The following is an 18,928-nucleotide window of genomic DNA, read 5'->3' as shown; positions in this document are numbered from 1 at the left end:
CGCTTGACGCAGTAGTGCGCGTCGGTGTCGTACGGGGAGTCGAACCGCAGCGACGCCGGAGGCAGAGCGTGGCCGTCGCGCCAGCGCAGGCGTCCTCGTGCATCCCAGTAGTAGTGGTGCACCCACACCCGGCGCAGGATCTCCACCTTGATGCCGATCTCGAATTTTCCCCACTGCTGCTCTTCGCCCCAGTTGGTTCACGAAGTGAACCAACTGGGGAACGTGGGGAGCGGAAAGCAGAAGGACTCACCGATCGCCGGGTCGGTGAGTCCTTGAGTGCGGGTGGGTCAGTGGGACGAGGCGAAGCCTGCTGACTGGTCGAGGTGGAATGGCGAGCCGGTGCTCGCCGGTGTCCAGCCGCTGGTGAGAGCAGTGCGGATGCTGTCAGCCACCTGGGCAGGCAGGATCGGGCTGCCTTGTGTTCCGAACCAGTTGCTCGGATGCGGCTGGTTGGTGGTGACCACCAGTGTGGCACCGGGAGTGTCGGCGTGTTCGACCGCGTAGGTGAGGGGTGACCGGACCAGTCCCTGGTCGTAGGTCGGCCGTCCGCGGAGTCGCCACCGGTAGGCGGTGCCGTCCACGATGATGAGCCGCGATCCCTTCTTGACCAGTGCCATGTCCACATCCTCTCCCATGTGACAGTAGTGAACGACGACTGGTCGTGTCCTGCCGATTCCCGTCCGGCGGTGTCAGCTTCTGCGCATCGGGATCACGTCCCGACTTGCTGCTGGGATGGTGGGTCGCGCGGCCTCGGGAGTGGCCAGCAGCGCGACGATGGTGTCGGGCTTGTCGCAGTGCGGGCAGTTCCGGACGGCCGTAGGCGCGAGTGGTGTCGGGTCCGGCGACGCTGGTGTCATCGGTTCGCCTTCAGTGACGTCGGAGGCTTCGGCGCGTTCGCGGCGACGGCGCCGAGCGGCTTCTGCTTTGCAGCGGGGGGTGCAGTAGGTGTGCCGGGCCGCTGCATTGCGGTTGACCTGGAATGACGTCCAGCAGATCGGGTACTCCCGGAATTCAACCAGCACGTCCGGTCACCCCTTTGCGGAGGTTGTCGGCGTGGGACTGGTGCGAGCGGAGCCGGTAGGACGGTCCGTCAATGCCGACCACGGCGGCGCGGTGAAGGAGCCGGTCGAGCATCGCGGCGGCGACTGTCGGCGTACGGACTTCGATCTCCAGACGCGTACACATGAACGTCCCCAGCTGTTGGGTCGTTGCGTCAGACGCTGCTCCCATGGAGCTTGCCGCCGATCCCAGCACTGGCGTGGTGCACGATGGGGGCATGGTGCTGGTTGTGCGACGTGCAGCGGTTGAGGATTGGGCCGTGCTTCGGTCCTTGCGGCTGCGGGCACTTGAAGTGGACTCTGACGCTTTCGGCTCCACGCTGGACCATGAGCTTGCGCAGCCGGAAGTCTTCTGGCGCGAGCGGATCTCGCAGGATGCCTGGTTCTTGGCTTGGGCCAATGGCCAAGCGATTGGGACCGCTGCAGCAGTTGCCGCTGCCTCCGGCGCATCCGCTGAGCGCCAGCTCGATGCCATGTGGGTCGATCCGGCGTATCGAGGCCGGGGCATCGCGAACGCCCTAACCGACGCTGTTTGCGCATGGGCGAAGAGCCAAGGCGCAACATCGCTGTCGCTGACAGTGATCGATGGTAACGAGACCGCTCGACGTCTCTACCTACGCTTGGGCTTCCGCCCAACCGGCGAACGGGAGCCACGCCCGCGGAACCCGGCCCAGATACGGGAACGGCTTCGGCTCCGGCTACTTCCGACGGCGGCGGGTTCTTAACTAGTGGCTCTGCTCGGATGGTTAACCGGTAATCGATTGGGGCCGAGGAGCCGCCTCTGGCTACGCTTCCTGGCATGAATCCCGTGATCGACGTCCTGGCTGCTTCCGAGGTGGACTGCTTGGAGCACCTCTGGGGGCAGCTCTTGGCCCACCACAGTCGGGAGGCTGCACACCTGGCGGTTCTCGGCGCGGTTCGCTCGCCCGAGGACTCCTGGCGTCTGCGGCGGGGACAGTACCTCGAATGGCTGCAGGAGCCACTCGCGGCGGTACTGGTTGCTCGGGACGGGAATCAGCTGCTCGGCTATGCGGTTGTGCGCGTCCTCGACGCCCCTGGTTCATGGCAGTGGGGGGACCAGGTTGGTGTGCTGGAAACCCTCGTGGTCGATGACGAGGCTCGGGGTGCCGGAGTTGGGCAGGCCCTTGTCAGGGCCGCGCGTGAGCGTCTCGCCGGGTCGGGTGTCCAGGTCATGAAGATCTCCGTCATCGCGGGCAACGATGGTGCCTTGAGCTTCTACCAGCGGGAAGGCGCCGTCGACTTCGTGAACACGCTGGTCATGCCCGTCTCGGGGTGACGGCGCAAACCGGATCGGTGCCCACCTCGATGATGCCGATGCCGCAGCGGCGGAGTCCCGGCGGACTCCTCATGCAGCCTTGACCGGGTACTGAGTCCAAGTACAGATAGGCGAATCGGGCGCGAAGTTGGTCTTCGGCTCGGTGTGGGTGTTGCGCCAGCGGACGTAGGCGGCGATGGCGGCGTTCTGTTCGTCGTGGCTGCGGTGGTCAGTGCCGTTGAGTGCGAAGTAGCGCAGGGCTGCGAACTCGGCCTCGATCCAGTTCAGCCAGGAGCCGTAGGTCGGCAGGAAGACCAGCTCGATGTTGTTGTCGGCTGCCCAGGTACGGACCTTGGCGTGCTTGTGCGGGGAGAAGTTGTCCAGCACCACGTACAACTTCTCGCTGGGCCAGCGGGCGCGCAGGGTCTTGAGGAGGTCGAGGAACTCGTGCCACCGCTTGCGCGGGCGGATGCGGTAGTACAGCTTTCCTGTTGCCAGATTGAGGGCGGCGAGCATCTGCCGTACGCCGCCGTAGCGGTTGTAAGTGGCCCGCAGCCTGCGGGGACGCCTCACCGGGCCCCACGCCTTGTCCTTGCGGGGCATCAGGTTCAGCGGCCCGAACTCATCGACGCATATCACCCGTCCGTCGGCGGGCGGGGTGTCGTACAACACCAGGATGCGGTGCATCTTGGCGATGAACTCCGGGTCGGTGGACGCCTTCCACGTGGTGGTGGTCTTCCAGGAGATCTTGCCGGCGCGCAGGATCCGGCGCAGGGTCTCCCGGCTGATGGCCGCGATCACCTTGTGTTTGATGAGGTGGTCGGCGAGCTTGCTCAGGCTCCAGGTGGAGAACGCGGTGATCTTCCAGTCGGCGGGGGACGTCCGGGCGATCAGACAGATGTGCTCGCGCACAGGGTCACTGATCGTCTTGGGGCGTCCCCCGCTCAATTTTGGGTCCAGTGCGTCCAGCCCCTGCTCGTTGAAGGCGTGGATGATGTCGCGGACGTAGTCCTCGCTGACCTGCATCAGCACGGTGATGTCCTTGACCGTCTGGCCCTGGGCGGACATCAGCACCACGATCGCCCGGCGGAGTTTCACCGGGTCCTTCGCACTCCGGCTGATCCGCTGCAGCTTCCGGCCCTCCTCCATGTTCACCGGCCGGACGAACACACTCGGTCGACGCCCCACGACCACCTCCAAGATCAGATCTTGGGGATAGTCTGCTGGCCGACGGGCAGCAGGTCGATTACCCGGCCAAGGCTGCGTGACGAGCCACTAGCTAGAGGGTTCAGCGACCGAAGACTCGGCCATCCATTGGACGTGCACGGTGAAGTGCACCTCCGCAGTCCCCTTGGCATGGCCGCCGCGGTGCCCGCCGCCTGTCGGACTACGAAGGGAGGCTTGGCACGTCCGGTGTCGCTTCCGGAATGTGCTTCCCTGCAGCTGTGGAGGGCAGGTTGCCCCACAGACGCCGGTGAAGGCCATCGGCTGCAGCGGCCATGTGAGCATGGTTGAGCGGCTCGGTTTGTGGGTCCAGCACGGTGGGTGGATGGTCACTGTGTCGGGGACCGCGAATGATCAGACCATGGTCCGGGAAACGGCCCAGCACGGGTGTCCCGTGGCGCGCCAGTTGCTCTTGGACGGCCAAGTCGAATTGGGTGCGGTTCCTCTGAAGGGAATGGCTGAACTCCGAGAACGCTGACTGGGGCTGTGCTCGAGGCCTCTCGTCTCTACCGTGGTGGTGGAGAGGGGGGGCAGATGGGCTCGCTGTTCGAGGAGCTGGAAGCGCGCGAGGTGGCTGCCCAGACGCGGGTGGAGGAGCTCGAAGCCGAGCTCGCCGAGCTGTCGGGAAAGCTGGAGCTGGCACGGGAGAGCCTGGAGCGGCTGCGGATCGCGCGGGAGACGGTCGCCGAGGTGCTCGCGGAGATGACCCCGGAGAATTCGGCGGTGGGTGTCGATGCCGAGTGGCCGGCCGGGGGTGAGCTGGCGGCGTCTGCGTATGCGGGGGCCGAGCGGCGGGTCATCGGGGTGCTGGCCGTCCCGAACTGGCAGCCCGAGATGGGGGCGGAGGTCCTGCCGCAGGTATACCGGGACATTCTGGAGGTGGTGGCGGATGCCCCGGGGCCGGTCCGCGCCAAGCAGATCGTGCCCAGGATCGGGCTGCCGGCCGAGACCGGGAAGATCGAGGGCACGCGGTCGAAGCTGAAGCGGCTGGTGGAACGCGGCTGGCTGGACGAGGGCACCCCAGGGATGTTCACCCCGGCCCGCCGACGGACGGCCAAATCACCCAACTCCCGTTAACAGCAGGGCTCTTCCGCGCCTACATTCGAAGGTGCGACCCAATCGATGCTGGACGGGAAGAGCCCTGGAGATGACACCGTACGACACCCGATGCATCGCTGACCCCTTTGCGCGCTCCCTCAGCGCCTTCGAGACGCTGATGCACACGCTGTCAGGCAGTCCGGCGACCAGTTGGACTCACGCCAAACTGGAAGAACACCTCGACGCGGCCGGGCGAGAACTGCTTCGCCTGCTGCTGCAAGACCACCTGGACCTGCGGGCCAGGCAGGAAGAGCACCAAGTCCGCGTCGGTGCCAGCCCTGCGGCGACCGGCCCGGAGGGTCAGGTGCGGCCCTGGCGAGAGACTGGGCACTCGCGGTGGTTGGCCACCGTGTTCGGGACGGTGCGAGTCACCCGGGTCGCCCACCGGGGACCGGGCATGGGCAACGTCCACCCCGCTGACCGGGCGCTGTCCCTTCCTGCGGGCCGACACTCGACAGGATTACGGCGGCTCGCCGTCACCGAGTCCGTCCGCGGCTCCTTCGACCAGGCCCACGACGCGGTGACACGCCGCTGCGGGAACGTGCTCGGCAAGCGCAGGTTGGAGGAGCTCGTGGTCGCCGCCGCGGTCGACGTCGACGGCTTCTACCGGACCGTGATCCCGGTTCCGTGCAGTCGCGAGATGCCGCTGGTGGTCCAGGTGGATGGCAAGGGCGTGGTCATGCGGCCCGAAGCCCTTCGCGAGCCCACACGCCGGGCCGCCGAGAAGACCGCGACCAGCCATCGTGGCCGGCTCGCGCCGGGCGAAAAGCCGAACCGCAAGCGGATGGCAACCGTGGCCTGTGTGTTCGACACCCGTCCCGCACCCAGGCGCCCGCACGATGTGATCCACCCGCCCGGCGGCCGAAGCGGCGAACGCCCCGCACGCCCCGGGCCGCGGGCGGAGAACAAGTGGTGCACCGCCTCGCTGGTCCGTTCGCCCGAGCAGGTCATCGCCGATGCCTTCGATCAGGCTCGGGCGCGCGACCCGAACCATCTGCGTCCGTGGGTCGTCCTGGTCGACGGGGCCCGCCACCAGCTCGACCTGATCACAGCGGAGACCGTTCGACGCGGCGTCACGGTCCACATTCTGCTGGACTTCGTGCACGTTGCCGAGTACGTCTGGGCCGCCGCCCATGCTTTTCACAAGCCGGGCACCTCCGAGGCTGAGACGTGGGCGGCCGACCGTCTGACCGCGATCCTCTCGGGCGGCGCGGCCCGCGCCGCTGCCGAGATGACCGCCCAGGCCAAGCGGGAACAGCTGCCAGCCTCCCGGCGCGAGGCCGTCGACGCCTGCCACCGCTACCTGATCGGCCACCTCGACCAGCTCCACTACGACACCGCGCTCAACAACGGGTGGCCGATCGCCACCGGCGCGGTCGAAGGCGCCTGCCGCCACCTGATCGCCGACCGCCTCGACATCACCGGCGCCCGCTGGGGACTTCCCGGAGCCGAAGCCGTCCTGCGACTGCGCGCCGTCGTGACCAACGGCCACCTCGGCCCTTACTGGCACTTCCACGTCGCACGCGAGCACGAACGCCACTATCCGGCACCTTCCGTGAGCGGGCGGCCCCGGACAGCGGGCAGACTGGAAACAACACACAAGGAGGACGCATAGTTTCAGATGAGCCGGTGTACCAGTTCCGGCGCGATTTCACGCGGCAAGAAGGCCCCCGGAACCTTCTGGACGTGACAGGGGTGAGCGGTCTGGCCCAAGCCGCTGGCATCGCGAGCCACTGGATCCGCGAGGGCATCGCTGACCGTGTTGAGGTACTCAACCGACAACGAGTAGTCCTTGCGATCTCAAGGTACGATGTCCGGGTGCTCGATGAGCCGCGCGGGCAGAACACCTATCAGGTCCGCACGCTGGACCAACAGCACGCGCTGACTCACCTCGGCCACGCGGCCCAGCTGCGAAACGCGTTGATCGTCGCCGACGAGCAGTTGCTGTCCCAAAATGCGTCCGCTGCGGTGGAGATTCGCAGAGGCCGCTCCATCGTTGCACTTCTGACCCGGGCGGACCTGGGAAGGGTGTGGCCCGGACGCGGCTCTCGCACGGGGACGCCAATGCTGGACTGACGGCTCCTTCGTGACTACCGCGACCTGGACGCCGCCGCCCGCAGCACGAATACCCACCTCCGGCGAGCACGACTACGCACGCACCGCTTGATCGCAGGCTCCACTCGAAAGGAACCGCACCCAGTCGAATTCGTCCGGTGCGGCAGCTTCGTCGGACTCAGTGAGAAGCAGCAACCCGTCGAGGGGGTGGGTGCACACCGAGCGGCCCAGATGCTCCGACCGCCACTGGACGGCCGACTCGGCCGGTGTCAGCGGCACACCATCGTTGGCGTGTGTGGTCTTGCCCGTGGTCTTGCCAGGGAACGGAATGAGGCGCTGGAAGGGCCGGGCGTGATGCACGAGAATCCGCAGGTCGGCGGCCCACTTCAGGGATGCCACCTCCTGCATCCAGCCGTCGTAGGCGCCGATCAGGAACACCTGGTCGAAGGCACTGCGAGCATGCTGAAGTGCGGCGCTGATCGCCTCGCTGGTATTGGGGACCGTCAGCGACCACAGCTGGCCGGGTGGGGGAGCGAGCCGCAGCCGCATCCATCTGCTGCCCGCCTTCGGCACTGAGGCTGTCGCCCACTCTGGGCGGCCCGGATCGCCGAAGAGGCCCATGGTGCTTCCCTCAACGGCAAGGAGACCTACGGCAAGACCGCGGGCAGCCCAGGCGGCGGCGATGCGCTGGGCCACCCTGGCCAGGTGGTCCCGCCCCACGCCGCCGGATGGCGCGTCGACGAGCTGGACGACGCACGAGCGCTTCATACCGTCTGGCTCCGTGCCGCGCTCTCCGCGCCGGGGCCGGCTGACATTGCGGCCATCACCGATGGCCGTCAAGGGCCGGGGGCCAGGGATCGAGCCGGCCGGGGACACCGGTACACGACTGCTGCGAATCGTGAGCACGCCGCGGCAGCCAGGTGAGCGGGGTGCCATCCGTACCGTGCAGCCCTCAGGTCCGCATGCGTGGTTCAGCAGCCGTAGCCCCAAGCCCACGATGCGGTCCTCGAGCACCTCGATCAGCCGGTCCTCGTCGAATCCGCCCCCCGCCACCTGACGTTCGATGGACCAGTCGAGCCCGTGGTCGGCCATCTCGGTGCTCAGCCGTACACCCGCGTACCCGGTGAGGCTGTCCCAGAGGCGCGGACGTCGCAGCAGGTCACTGCCCATCGAGCAGGAAACAATGAGTCGGCGGAGCAGACTGCGCTCCACCGGCTCCCGGCGTCCAGGGCCCCGCTCTTCACGCAGCGGATCCCACTGCGCGACGTGCCCAGATGCCGTGACCTGACCGGTGTGGGCGGCCAGCAGCGCGGAAAGATCTTCACCATGCGGTCCGGTCACCCACACCGCCGGCGCGGGCGAGCGCCAGGACGCCTCGAATGCCCAGGGACGAAGACCGAAGCGCAGACGCGCACCGTCCATCTGCACGGTTAGTCCACGGACGCCACGCCACGGTCCCGTCCTCGTGCGGCACGGCAACAGCCCAAACAGGGAATGTACGTCCACAGGCCGCTCGAGGCGTAGAATCAGCCCCTCCTTCACAGGCTTGGCTTCCCTGACGCCGAAAGGCCGTGTCTGACCATCCACGCTGCCGAGAGCTGAGGCCAGTACCGCCTCCAGAAGTGCCTGTTCCCCTGAAGGGCCGGGTACGAGCTGATCGAAGCGGTCGAGCCCGTCCAGACGGCGCCGAGCGTCCTCCAGCGACTCACCGGTGAGCTGGCAAGCAGCGTTGCTGAGCTGATCCATGCAGTACATGCGTGTTCCTCCGAACAGCCCCCCGACCTGGGCGACGAAGGCGCATCTCAACACAACTGCGGAATCCGGCAACGGGCTCACGACGTTGGTTCTCTGGCGATGCCGCGTGGTCGGGTCGAGCATCCAGAACTGGCCGCGTCCGAGGCCAGGCGCGAGAAAACTAGCCCGTCGGCTTGATCAGTTCCAACCGCCACGCCGACAAGGAGCACTGGCCCGCGCCATGTCGCCAGAGCGACCAGGCCAATAGGTGGCTTTGCTTGATCACTGCCAAGGAGGCGTGGGAGCACCGTCAGGATCAAGGCCGTGTGGCCATCGCCGTGCGGGATGTACCAGCCAGGCCAGGCCGGCATCGGCCGTTCTGCGGTAGAGGGCTTCGGCACTCACTCGGTCACCCTCGTCTTCCCGCATTCGAGCGAGTGCGGCCAAGGCAAACGCGTTGCCAGCATCGGCCGCCTGGCCGTAAAGGGACTCAGCTTCCTCCCGGTTTCCCGCCTCCTGCCGCATTCGCGCGGAGTGGATGAGCGCGAAGGTGTCAGCAGCGGCAGCGTCGGCACGGGCGAAGAGTTCGGCTTCCTGCCAGCTTCCGGGCTCCTGACGGATTTCACAGAGGCGGAGCTGGGAGCGGCTGTCGCCGAGGTCCGCGGCCCTGCGGTAAAGGGCTTCAACACTGGCGTGGTCTCCTGCTGCCTCCCGCATCCGGGCGAGTTCGCGAAAGGCGTAGGTGTCGCCGGCATCAGCAGCTTCTTGAGCGAGCCGTTCGGCTTCCTCGCGGTCCCCTGCCTCCTCCCGCGTCCTTGCGAGTTCGGCCAAGGCGAGAGCATCGCCCTGGTGTGCGGCCTCCTGAGCGAGCCGTTCGGCTCCCACGCGGTCTCCTGCCTCCTCACGTAGCTGAGCCAGTGCCCGCAAAGCAGAGGTCTGGCCGGTACGGGCGGCCGCGCGCGCAAGACGCTCGACTACCTCGGCGTCTGCGGCCATCTCCCGCCACTCGATGAGGCTAGCCAGACTGGGATTGCCCCTGACCTCGGTTACCCGACGGCTCAGATGGTGGGCCCACTGCAGGCGATACCGATCGGTTGCTGCCTCAGCGAGGGCGTTGAGATCTTCCAGACTGGTGAGGTGCGTGTAGCTGGCATGCCAGAAGGAAGCAGGCGGGCAGAGTGTCTGACGGGTCTTACGGCCGAAATCTTGGAGGTAGTCCGCAAGCCGGTAGGAGACACCTGCTGTCCTCACAGGGGCAGCGCCTGGGACGGCGGGACGGGGGGCAGGGCGGGGTCGGATTCGGCGCAACGGGGCTCCGCCGCCGGCAACGGGGCGGGCCAGCTCAGCGAACGCTTGCTCCGCCCAGTCGTCAGCGAGCACCTCATAATCCGTTTCGCTGAGGTAGTCGACGGCGGCGTCAATAAGGAAAGGCTGGGGGAGGGGGTTTGTGACGCCAAGACGACAGGCGTCCATCGCCGCTGAAAGTACCGCCCTGCTGGCTGGTGTTGCCGTCTCGTACCGGTAGAGCAGTTGGTGAGCACCCGCGAGGTACTGGGTGATCCGTCCGCCTGACCGTGCGGCTTCAACCAGGAGCGGATCGTTGAGTGCGCCTGCGGAACGCAGCGTTTCCTCGTCGAAGATCTCCGGGATGAGGGTCGTTCGTCCGACGAGCAGTTCTCGGGCCTGCGCGTGCGGCGAGCCGGACATGACGGAAGCTGTCATCTGGCTCAGGTATTCGGGCCAGAGAGTCCCCAGGATCAGGACCGGCCCGCGCTCGGGCTTGCTGAGCAAGCGGCGCAGCGCATAGGCGACCTTCTCGCCGAGGGCGGGGTGCAGCAGATAATGCTGTGCGTCGTTGAGCCACAGCACGGTCCGCGGCTCGACGTGGTCGATCCCGTCCAGCAGCGCGTCGGGCTGGGTCGGGTTGAATGGGTGCCAAAGTCGCCACCCTTGCTGGGCGAGTGGCTGGATGGCCTCCCAACAGGACCGTGTCTTGCCCGTGCCGGAGGTTCCCACCACCATCAGGATCTGACTGTCGCCCTCAGAAGCGTCATGTACGACCTGATTCAGGAACCGGTCATGCGTGCGCGGGATGTAGGGCGGCAGCTCGGCGTTCGCACTGTGTCCGGTTCCGCTCGGTCGGGCTGCTGCGGGGTGGACCCCCAGTTCGATCGGATTCCACTCGCTGATGGGCCTGCCCGGTCCCGTGGTGCGGTCGGCCGCTGTGGCCTCAGCCAAGGCTGTGAGCTCCGAGACGGGGAGGTCGAGCCGTCTGGCGAGGGCGGCCGTTACCTCCGACGGCGCTGCCTGGCTGTCGAGCAGTGCCGTCAGAGACGAGAAGGTCTTGCCCGACCCCATCGGGGCCGTCACGAGGGCTAGGCCCGGCTGGGAGGGGGCCGCAGCGAGGACGGTGCGGAACATCCGCTCGGCCTCGGGACCGCGTTCGTCCTCCGGCAGAGCCTCGATGAGAACGGTCGCTACCTGGAGCGCGAGCACCAATGAACGATCAGGATCCGCGAAGGTGCGCTCGACGGTGGACTTCGCTAGGGGCGAGCCCATCAGGGTCAGGCGGTGGGAGATCTCCCGTAGGCTGAGGCCGCCTGCCTTCTGCCGGAGTTCCGCCAGGCGGCTTGCCAGTTCCGTGACGGAGGGCTGGTGTCGAGTCGCTCGCAGTGCGCGCGCCTCACTCACGGCCTGCTGGTGCAGGAAGGCGAGCGTGGCGCGGTCGGCGTCGCCCATGGCGAGGGCATTGGCGAGCGCCTGCACTTGGGCTTCGGAGGGAAGCCGCTCGCCGCGGAGGACCCGTGACAATGACGCGGGGCTGGTCTGGGCGCGGTGCGCCACGTTGCGCAGGTTCGCCCCCCCTGACTTTTCGTAGGCGTCCCGCAGATGCTCCGCGAAGCGGCGGCGCGCAGGCGCCAGGGCCGAGTCCAGCGGCTCCATGCGGCGAGTCCGACTGCGCTCGCTCATGTTTCCTCACCTCCTCCAACCTGCGCTGTTTCCATTGTCTCAGATTCTCTGGGACAGTGGTGTCGGGGAAGTGAAAAATACACCCTGCCATCTCGGCCTGCCCGAAAAGCGCCAGCATCCCAGGGGGTTTCCGTGTCCAATGTCATCCCGCTCTTCCTGGGATGCACTGCGCTCGCCGTCAGCGTCACAGCCCGCATCGCCTTCCGCCTCGCGCTTAGCGACGGCGCCACCCGCCCCCAGGCCTGGGCCACCGCTGGCGGCACCGCGCTCGCCACCGCCTTTAACGTGTGCACAGTCGCCAACGCGCTCGACCTCGCCCACGGCACCCCCGCTGGCACTCGCACGGCGCTCACGGTCGGAACCACCGCCGTGGCCCTGGCCCTGGCATACGCCGCATACGATCTCACCGGCCCGGCCGTCGCACCCGCCGGCACCACACCCTTAACAGGACTGACCCGGCCCCGGCGCTTGGCGGCCGCCGCAAGCGCCTTCACTGGTGCCTTTGCCATCCTCGCGCTCATCCTGCCTCTGCTGGACTGACCACCCGCCGCCCGCGCACAATGCCTCCCAAACGCGCACGCGAACACCAAGTCGGGCATGAAAACGGCGAGTCGTCCCTCACCAGTGCTCCCTCCACGCGCGGATCTCCAGGTAGACGATGTCGTCGGTCCAGGGCCGGCCGCCGAGCGCGCCGTTGATCCGGATGTCGAAGGCCGCGCTCTCGCTGACCCCGACCCTGGCCGCGGCCTGGTTGATCAGCGCCTCGTAGGCGGGATCGTCCAAGGACCTGCGGCTGCATCCGATCTGCTGGGCGAGGACCTTCCGGTTCGGGGCTCCCCGCCAGCCCGGCAGCGGCCGGCCGCTGGTGACGTACTCCTCCAGATGATCGGAGATCGCCTGGTGCAGGGTGCCGGTGGACTTGTGGAACTTCCGGACCGGGAGCCGCTGGTAGACCACCGCGAACCGGATCTTCCTCCACTGCTGGTCGGCAGCGATGATATCGGGGGCAAAGAGGTCGACGAACCGTAGTGCCCAGACGAACAGCGGGCCGAGAACCTCTTCGGGAATCCGGCTGGTGCGGTTCTCGCCCTGCCGTTGTCCGCGGGCGGCGGGTTCGCCCCACCCGTCGATGTGAGCCGGGTCGAAGGACAGCCAGTCACCGAGGTTGTGCCGCCAGCGCCAGAACAGCCGGACTTTCGCCCGGCAATGTTCTCGCTGTGTCGCCGAACCCGGGAACAGGCCGACGAGATGCCGCTGGTAGGCGAGAACGTCGACCGCGGTCAGGGTGGACAGCCGCTGGCATCGCGGCTCGGGCCGACCGTCCAGCCAGGTCAAAAACCGGAGGAGTTCGTTGAACGCGGAGCGGACTCCCTCGACCTTGCCGCGCTTCTCCCCTGGGGGAGGGGGCCGGACAGCATGGCGTACGACAGCTGCTTGACGACCGGCTGGAAGCGGACCGGGACGCGGTCGAAGTTCAGGATCAAGTTACGGCCGCTGCTCTTGTGGATCGCGGGCCGCAGCCGCCAGATGCCGTAGCCGAACTGCGAGGTCTCCGCCAGGGTGAAACCGTCCCGCAGGGGGCGGTCGTGGAGGACGAAGACGTCGTCGCTGGGAAGCGCGACGCTGCGGGCGAAGGCGGTCATGGTCACAGCTGCTCCCAGGGGTCCTCGACCAAATCCAGCAGGGCATCGGCCGGTTTAGCCCGCTCGGCGTGCTCGCGTTCGGCGGGACGGAACTTCACGAGGATGTCGTGGCGGATCGCGGCCCATACCGGCCCGTAGCGGCGCCACCGCCGACGTTCGGCCAGGGCGTCCATGAGCCCCAGCAGCCGGGGAAGGTGATCGCGGGTGACCAGGCAGTTCCCGCAGTGGAAACAGGCCAGGAAGGATGCCTCGCAAGTCTTCCCGGTCGCGGGGTGGGCGTGGTCGCCGCAGGCGGTCCAGGCGGTGTCGAGTTCGCCGTCGGCCGCCCGCCGGACCGACTCGGCATCCAGGCCCGCCTCCTGCTGCAGCACTTCGGCATCGGGCGGACCGGTCACCACTCGCAAGGAGCCGCCTGCGGCGTTCAGCACTTGCTCGTGCGCGCGGAGTGCGGCCTGCTCGGCGTCGACGAGGGCCTCGCCGAGAACCTGGTGGGCCCGCTCGACGATGACGGGATCGCCGCCCAGGTAGTTGCGGAAGAGGACCTGCATGGTGTTCGACTTCGTGGCCGACGGCAGATGTCCACCCAGTCGGCGTGTGCGGCGGACCTCGGTGCTGGTCTTGATCCGGTTGAAGTTCACCTGGAGCGGCCCCGCCTCGCCGCGCTGGGAGGCATCGGCCAGCAGGGGCCGTCGGCGGTCCCCGGCCCACTTCGCGAGCTTCACCTCGCGGGGTCGGTGGCGTATGGGTCGTCGTAGCTCTCGTGGTCACTAACGTCGAAGAGTGCACCCTTCGCGACGACGGTGAATCCGGGGATGCCGGTGGCTGCCTTGCTCGTCAGCTCGGTGTTGAGGCGGTGGGCGTCGTGGTCGGCGAGCCAGGTCTGGTTGTAGGGACTGAGGCGGAGCACGATGCAGCCGGTGTTGTCCGGCCGCCGGGCTTCGACGTGCACGGCGTAGTTCGCAGCTGGCATGCCGACGTCGTCGGGCAGATCCAGGCTTGCAGCGGCGTGGGAGAGCGGCGCGTAGGCCGGGTTCCACATGCCGAGGATCTTGCTGGTCTCGCAGTGCAGCCAGCCCCGGTCGGCGTAGCCGAGCTGGCGGCCGTGGCGGTAGGCCGCGGCGTGCGGGGTGTCAGGGTGGACCAGGGCCACAGCGATCATTTCGGTGCCGTGGTCGTCGCCGGGACGGGTGTGCGCGCGCTCGACGAACGGGCCGACGCGCACGGCGATGTCCTGGGAGCGGCCGGGCCTCCAGGGCTCCGGGTCGCGTACGGCGGCGAGCATCGCGCGGAACTGGTCGACGACGGCCTGGTCTACTGGTGAAGAAGCGGTGTTTTGACCGTGCGCTATTCGGTAGCTCTGAGCTTGATCAGACAGCGGTGTGAGGGCGGGTCGGTCTCTCTACGATGTCGCCATGACGATCTCTGGGCAGGAACAGCCGCTGATACGTGTCCTCTACGATCAGTCCCGCCGCGACCTGCGAAATCCAGCTCATCCGCGTCCAGTCCGCCTCTACCTGTGGGAGCCGGACCATCCGTTTGCCGCATCCGCCCCGTTGGTCGTCGTCTCGCACGGCACCGGGGGATCGGGCAGCGACATGGAGTGGCTGGTGCGCCCGCTGCGCGAGACAGGTTTCCGGGTGATGGCCCTTGACCACCACGGCAACAACTTCGTCGACGGCTACGAACCGGAGGGCTTCCTCCACGTGTGGGAACGGCCCCGAGACGTCTCCTTCGCTCTCGACGCGCTCTCTCGGGAGCAACCCCTTGGCGCAGTCGGCGCGGCAGGTTTCTCCCTCGGCGGTTATACAGCGGTGGCGCTTGCCGGAGCCCGTGTCGATCCTGAAAGCTTGTGGGCGGTTCTGACGGGTGTGGTCCCTTTGCCGGAGATCCCCGAGTTCCCTGGCGCATTGGAGGCTCTGCGGAAGATGTACCCGGAGGATGAGTCGTCGCGGCGTGCGCTAGACGCCGCAGCAGCAGACCTCTCGGATCCCCGGGTGCGAGCGGTCTTCCAAGTGGCCCCAGGCGTCGGCGGTCTCGTGACCCCGGAGAGCCTGGCAACCGTGCAGGTGCCGGTGGACATCCGCTGGGGCGGAGCGGACACGGTCAACCTGTACGAAGTGGACATCAAGCCGTACCTGGAACACATTCCTACGGCGAGTGGCCGCTCAGTCGGCCCGGACGTTCGCCACGACGACTTCTTCGCGCCGGAACCTGCCGACCCGGCCGCACGCGTCCGGGTCGGCAGTGAGGCGGCCACCTTCTTTCAGCAGCACCTTGGCTGACCCTGCGCGACGCCTCCGACCCGGGTCCGGGGCACCTGTCCCTGTCATAGGCGCAAGGAAGCGGCAAGGGTTAAGGGCGGGTTCTGAGGGCCGCGAGGTAGCCAGCCCAGCTGTCCTGCGCCAGTACGGCCCACTCCATAGCGGTGTTGACGTGGATGCCGAAGAGGTCGCTGGTGACGATCGGTGGGAGATCAGCAGCCATGGTGATCATCGCCGTGTTGTGAGCCGCGAGGGTTGGCAAGCCGAGTTCAAGAAGCTGCGACGCGAGGCCGTGCGGGCGCCGAGGCTGATGTGCCACGGGTCCGGGGAAGAGGAACGCGGGTCCGCTGCCGAGGGCTGGTTTCAGCATGGATCGCGTCACGGGGTTGGCCATCTGCTGTTCGATGAGGCGGGCCAGCGTCGGGAGCCCCGCCGGACCCCGCCGCATAGGCGGTGAGGTTGTCGAGCAGCTCGGGGGCGCCGGGGGTGGCCAAGACGATGGCCTGGACGTCGGGGTGGCGGCCGTCCAGGTCCAGGATGTTGCGGGCGGCGGCGGGGTCGCGCAGGCGCTCTCGGACGTCCTCGGTGCGGTCGGCGGTGGGCGGCACGGGCTGTCCGTCGGTGCCGGTCGGCTGGTGGAGGTAGCCGAACGAGGTCAGCTCGATGGGGGTCGGTGGCACGGGTCTCCCTTCGTGGTGCCGGTAGGCGCCGGGGCGGTCGGACTCGAGGTCGACGGCCGCCCCGGGCGTTCACTGGGTGGTGGAGGTGTTCGTCTCGGCCGTCGCCGACTGGGCAGCGCGCGCCTCAAGTTCGGCGTGGCGCTGCTGGACGTACTCGGTGGCCTGGTCGTCGGCCAGGAGGGTCTTGATCAGGTCGGCCTGGTAGTCCATGCCGACGCTGACGCCCTTGTGGAAGCGGCAGGAGTCCTGGGCTTCGGCGCAGGCGGGGCAGTCCTCCCAGCTCATGTCGTCGTAGGGCGCGGTCTCCGGTCCTGGGACCTGTGGCTTGGCCGGGCCGTTGGGGGCGGGGAAGAGGTAGGTGCGGGTGAACAGGTCCTCGCGCCAGGTGGGCGGCAGCTCAGTGAGGAAGGCGGCCAGGGCTTGCGCGATGGCGGGGTAGTGGTCGTACAGCGATGCCCACAGCCGTTTGGCCTCGGTGTCGGGGTCGGTCCCTGCGTTCAGCCAGTCGGCCTCCCGCGCGTAGTCGCGGATCTTGTTGCGCCGTTCCTCCCAGTGGCTGGTGTCGATCCCGGCCTGGATGGCCGCGCCCAGGACCCGGGTGTCGTTGAGGAAGTCCGGGTCCATCTGGCGGTGGGCGAGGTCTTCGGCGGCGGCCGGGTCGCGGTCGGCGAGGGCTGCGAGGGCCTGGTCGGTGAGGAGTGCCGTGCGCTGCGTCCAGAAGTCCGCGTTGGCGTAGGCGGCGCTCAGCAGCCGGGTGCGCAGGTGGGTGAGGCGGGTGGTGGTGTCCGTCATGAGGGCTCTTTCGGTGAGTGGGCTGGTGCGGTGGGGCGGCCGGAGTCTGTGCTGGCGGGCCGCCCCACAGGCATGGGAGGTGCTCATGCGCTGATCGGTGCGGCTCAGCCGCTGATGCTGGAGAGGCGGATCGGCATGATCAGGCCCTGGAAGGTGTCGGCCTGGTCGGGGGCGTGCAGGAGAGCGGGTTTGGTCGGGGTGGTGAAGCCGAGCTGGGTGATCGGTTCGTCGATCTGCTGGAGGGTCTTGAGCAGCAGTCCGGCGTTGAAGGCGACCTTCAGCGGTTCGCCGGTGAGGTCGGCGGGGGCCTGGTCGTGGCCGCGGCCCTTGTCGTCGGTGCCGGCGCGCACGGTGATCTGGCCGTCGGCGATGTCGAGGATGAGCGGGTCGGCTTTGCCCAGCAGGGGCATGACGCGCTTGATGGTGTCGGCCAGGGTCTCGGTGTCAGCGGTGGCGACCGACGCGAACTCCGTGGGGAACAGGGTGGAGTAGTCGGGGAGTCCGCCTTCGATGATGCTGCTGGTGGCCCATCGGCCGGGGACGCTGACCGCGAACAGGGACTCGGTGAGCGTCAGTTCCGCCGCGCCGTCGTCGGCGAGGATGCGGGCGGCGTCGCGGACGATATCAGCGGGGACGATCGCGCTGCCCGAGGTGCAGGGCTTGTTCTTTCCCTTGCCCTTGGCGGCCTTGTTGGGGGTCCAGGGCACGTGGGCGACGTGGAAGGTGTAGCGGTCGGTCGCCGACAGGGTGAGCGTGGTGTCGGCGAGAGTGAACTCCACACCGGTCAGGGTCGGGATGGTTTCGTCGGTGGTGGTGGCCACCGTGACGCGAGCGGCGGCTTGGGCCAGGGCGGCGCCATCGACGGTGCCGCTCGCGTCGGGGATCGTGGGCAGGGCCGGGTATTCGTTCAGCGGCAGCGTCGGCAGAAGGATGTGCGCGGTGCCGCAGGACAGGGCGAGGTCGGTGCCGTCCAGGGCCAGGGTGGTCGGCCTGCCCTTCGGGAACCCCTTGACCAGTTCGATCAGGACACGGCCGGGCACGAGCAGCGTGCCGGGCTCGGAGACCTCGCAGTCCTCGCGAGCGCGGGCGGAGCGGTAGTAGTCGAACCCGGCCAGGGTCAGGGTGTTGTCGCCGGCGGCTTCGATGCGCAGGCCGGCCAGGACCGGGGCGGGCGGGTTGCCGGGGACGGCGCGCAGCGCCCACTGGGCGGCGTCGGCGAGCTTGTCGGTGTCGATGGTGAGTTTCATCAGGGCCTTTTCGTCGTGGCTGCGGAGAGCGTGAATGGGCCCGGGCGGGCCGCCTCGAGGTGGAGGCGGCCCGCCCGGGCCAGTCGATGCTGATGGACGCGCGGCGGCGGTCTACTGGTCGCTGTCGTCGATGCCGGTGACGGGGATGTCGCCGAACAGGTCGTCCAGGGCGCGGGTGACGGCGACCCGGTCCTCGGGCCGGGTTGCGTCGAGGACTTCCCGGGTGAGTTCGGTGAGGTCCAGTTCGTCGAAGTAGTCGGTGAGTTCGGCGATGGTCAGCGGGTCCAGGCTGGTGCCGGCCTGTGGAGGCAGGCTGTTCAGCGTGGCGAGCATGGCGTCGACCGCGTCGGCGAGCTTGTGCGTGTTGGCCGTGGTGACGTCGATGCTGTGGCAGTGGGCGACGTCCAGGCCGTGCACGCCGACGGGCCCGATGTTGATGCGGATGTCCGGCTGCTCGCCCGCAGCGGCCTCGTAGGCGAGGCCCGTGAGGGCTTCGGCCAGGGCCTGGATCGCCCGGTCGCGGTCACTGTGGTCGTCTGCCGGATCCTCTGGGGGCTGTTCCTGCAGCGGTGCCTCCCACATGACGTCGACGGTGTCGACGTCCAGCCGGATACGGCCGTCGGCGGTGTCGGGAAGGGTGAGGCTGCCGCTGACGCGCAGCAGGTCGCTGGGCTGGCACTCGGTGAGCAGCAGGTGCGCGAGGTTCGGCCGGCTGGTGGTGCAGGGGATGACCGCTTCCTCCTCCGCAGTGCAGTCGGCGGGGGAGGAGATCAGCCGCCAGGATGCGGTGCCGACGGCGTCGCCGGGGACGGCGGCGGTGTCGAGGTAGCCGGTGAGTGCGAGCGGTATGCGCTCCATCATCGTGTTGCCCTCCTCCTGCGTCCGGCGGC

The 18,928-nt window shown here is 68.2% G+C and carries 21 protein-coding genes; 7 read left to right on the top strand and 14 right to left on the bottom strand.

Going from position 1 to position 18,928, the window contains the following annotated elements; translation table 11 throughout:
• Window positions 1–287: 287 nt before the first annotated feature.
• Both ACIPSA_RS49425 and ACIPSA_RS49420 read right to left on the bottom strand, forming a co-directional pair.
• Window positions 288–617 carry a hypothetical protein gene (locus tag ACIPSA_RS49425; protein WP_402648362.1) on the bottom strand — a complete coding sequence of 110 codons (330 nt, stop codon included), beginning with the start codon at window positions 615–617 and terminating at the stop codon, window positions 288–290.
• Window positions 618–1,011: 394 nt separating this feature from the next.
• Window positions 1,012–1,185, bottom strand: a complete 174-nt coding sequence (locus ACIPSA_RS49420; RefSeq protein WP_402648360.1) for an ATP-binding protein — start codon at window positions 1,183–1,185, stop codon at window positions 1,012–1,014.
• A 43-nt stretch (window positions 1,186–1,228) separates the two neighbouring features.
• On the opposite strand from ACIPSA_RS49420, the gene ACIPSA_RS49415 reads away from it, so the two are divergent.
• A complete protein-coding gene (locus ACIPSA_RS49415) occupies window positions 1,229–1,783 on the top strand; it encodes a GNAT family N-acetyltransferase (RefSeq protein ID WP_402648357.1) in 555 nt (184 codons plus the stop codon).
• Between the two features lie 74 nt (window positions 1,784–1,857).
• Window positions 1,858–2,355, top strand: coding sequence for a GNAT family N-acetyltransferase (locus tag ACIPSA_RS49410; protein WP_402648354.1), 498 nt, complete (start codon window positions 1,858–1,860; stop codon window positions 2,353–2,355).
• A gap of 69 nt (window positions 2,356–2,424) precedes the next feature.
• On the opposite strand, the gene ACIPSA_RS49405 is transcribed toward ACIPSA_RS49410, so the two are convergent.
• Window positions 2,425–3,522 (bottom strand): IS630 family transposase, encoded by a 1,098-nt coding sequence (locus ACIPSA_RS49405; protein ID WP_402648351.1) that lies wholly within the window; start codon window positions 3,520–3,522, stop codon window positions 2,425–2,427.
• A gap of 570 nt (window positions 3,523–4,092) precedes the next feature.
• Here ACIPSA_RS49405 and ACIPSA_RS49400 point away from each other — a divergent pair.
• From ACIPSA_RS49400 to ACIPSA_RS49390, 3 genes are all read left to right on the top strand, one after another.
• Window positions 4,093–4,635, top strand: a complete 543-nt coding sequence (locus tag ACIPSA_RS49400; RefSeq protein WP_402648348.1) for a hypothetical protein — start codon at window positions 4,093–4,095, stop codon at window positions 4,633–4,635.
• A 70-nt stretch (window positions 4,636–4,705) separates the two neighbouring features.
• The gene (locus tag ACIPSA_RS49395; protein WP_402648345.1) at window positions 4,706–6,271 is read left to right on the top strand and encodes an ISKra4 family transposase; all 1,566 of its coding nucleotides are present in this window, start codon (window positions 4,706–4,708) and stop codon (window positions 6,269–6,271) included.
• A gap of 14 nt (window positions 6,272–6,285) precedes the next feature.
• Window positions 6,286–6,732, top strand: a complete 447-nt coding sequence (locus tag ACIPSA_RS49390; RefSeq protein WP_402648343.1) for a hypothetical protein — start codon at window positions 6,286–6,288, stop codon at window positions 6,730–6,732.
• A 72-nt stretch (window positions 6,733–6,804) separates the two neighbouring features.
• Here ACIPSA_RS49390 and ACIPSA_RS49385 read toward each other — a convergent pair whose 3' ends face one another.
• Window positions 6,805–8,457: a hypothetical protein gene (locus ACIPSA_RS49385; protein ID WP_402648340.1), complete on the bottom strand. Its 1,653-nt coding sequence runs from the start codon at window positions 8,455–8,457 to the stop codon at window positions 6,805–6,807.
• A gap of 270 nt (window positions 8,458–8,727) precedes the next feature.
• A complete protein-coding gene (locus ACIPSA_RS49380; RefSeq protein ID WP_402648337.1) occupies window positions 8,728–11,415 on the bottom strand; it encodes a hypothetical protein in 2,688 nt (895 codons plus the stop codon).
• Between the two features lie 132 nt (window positions 11,416–11,547).
• Between ACIPSA_RS49380 and ACIPSA_RS49375 the strand changes: the two genes are divergently transcribed.
• A complete protein-coding gene (locus ACIPSA_RS49375; RefSeq protein ID WP_402648334.1) occupies window positions 11,548–11,955 on the top strand; it encodes a hypothetical protein in 408 nt (135 codons plus the stop codon).
• Window positions 11,956–12,033: 78 nt separating this feature from the next.
• On the opposite strand, the gene ACIPSA_RS49370 is transcribed toward ACIPSA_RS49375, so the two are convergent.
• Genes ACIPSA_RS49370 through ACIPSA_RS49355 form a run of 4 tightly spaced genes read right to left on the bottom strand, consistent with a single transcriptional unit; the run spans window position 12,034 to window position 14,340 of the window.
• Window positions 12,034–12,750 carry a hypothetical protein gene (locus tag ACIPSA_RS49370; protein ID WP_402648332.1) on the bottom strand — a complete coding sequence of 239 codons (717 nt, stop codon included), beginning with the start codon at window positions 12,748–12,750 and terminating at the stop codon, window positions 12,034–12,036.
• Window positions 12,747–13,064 (bottom strand): hypothetical protein, encoded by a 318-nt coding sequence (locus tag ACIPSA_RS49365; protein WP_402648331.1) that lies wholly within the window; start codon window positions 13,062–13,064, stop codon window positions 12,747–12,749. The genes ACIPSA_RS49370 and ACIPSA_RS49365 overlap by 4 nt, the downstream gene beginning before the upstream one ends.
• Window positions 13,061–13,780, bottom strand: coding sequence for a hypothetical protein (locus tag ACIPSA_RS49360; RefSeq protein ID WP_402648329.1), 720 nt, complete (start codon window positions 13,778–13,780; stop codon window positions 13,061–13,063). Before ACIPSA_RS49360 ends, ACIPSA_RS49365 begins: the two co-directional genes overlap by 4 nt.
• On the bottom strand, window positions 13,777–14,340 hold the full coding sequence (locus tag ACIPSA_RS49355) for a hypothetical protein (RefSeq protein WP_402648326.1): 564 nt from the start codon (window positions 14,338–14,340) through the stop codon (window positions 13,777–13,779). Before ACIPSA_RS49355 ends, ACIPSA_RS49360 begins: the two co-directional genes overlap by 4 nt.
• A 130-nt stretch (window positions 14,341–14,470) precedes the next feature.
• Between ACIPSA_RS49355 and ACIPSA_RS49350 the strand changes: the two genes are divergently transcribed.
• The gene (locus ACIPSA_RS49350; protein WP_402648323.1) at window positions 14,471–15,340 is read left to right on the top strand and encodes an alpha/beta hydrolase family protein; all 870 of its coding nucleotides are present in this window, start codon (window positions 14,471–14,473) and stop codon (window positions 15,338–15,340) included.
• Window positions 15,341–15,410: 70 nt separating this feature from the next.
• Here the strand turns inward: ACIPSA_RS49350 and ACIPSA_RS49345 are convergent, their stop codons facing one another.
• The 5 genes from ACIPSA_RS49345 to ACIPSA_RS49325 all read right to left on the bottom strand — a co-directional run bounded on the left by ACIPSA_RS49345 (window position 15,411) and on the right by ACIPSA_RS49325 (window position 18,899).
• On the bottom strand, window positions 15,411–15,542 hold the full coding sequence (locus ACIPSA_RS49345) for a hypothetical protein (protein WP_402648320.1): 132 nt from the start codon (window positions 15,540–15,542) through the stop codon (window positions 15,411–15,413).
• 46 nt (window positions 15,543–15,588) lie between these two features.
• Window positions 15,589–15,999 carry a hypothetical protein gene (locus ACIPSA_RS49340; RefSeq protein WP_402648318.1) on the bottom strand — a complete coding sequence of 137 codons (411 nt, stop codon included), beginning with the start codon at window positions 15,997–15,999 and terminating at the stop codon, window positions 15,589–15,591.
• A gap of 69 nt (window positions 16,000–16,068) precedes the next feature.
• Complete coding sequence (locus tag ACIPSA_RS49335; protein ID WP_402648315.1) at window positions 16,069–16,791, bottom strand: hypothetical protein; 723 nt, start codon at window positions 16,789–16,791, stop codon at window positions 16,069–16,071.
• 104 nt (window positions 16,792–16,895) lie between these two features.
• Window positions 16,896–18,038 (bottom strand): DNA polymerase III subunit beta, encoded by a 1,143-nt coding sequence (gene dnaN, locus ACIPSA_RS49330; RefSeq protein ID WP_402648312.1) that lies wholly within the window; start codon window positions 18,036–18,038, stop codon window positions 16,896–16,898.
• Between the two features lie 111 nt (window positions 18,039–18,149).
• Window positions 18,150–18,899 (bottom strand): hypothetical protein, encoded by a 750-nt coding sequence (locus ACIPSA_RS49325; protein WP_402648309.1) that lies wholly within the window; start codon window positions 18,897–18,899, stop codon window positions 18,150–18,152.
• Window positions 18,900–18,928: the final 29 nt, after the last annotated feature.

This window comes from Streptomyces sp. NPDC086549 (assembly GCF_044746205.1).
In the GTDB taxonomy this organism is placed as follows: Bacteria; Actinomycetota; Actinomycetes; order Streptomycetales; family Streptomycetaceae; genus Streptomyces.
This window is presented reverse-complemented; position numbering and strand designations above follow the sequence as displayed.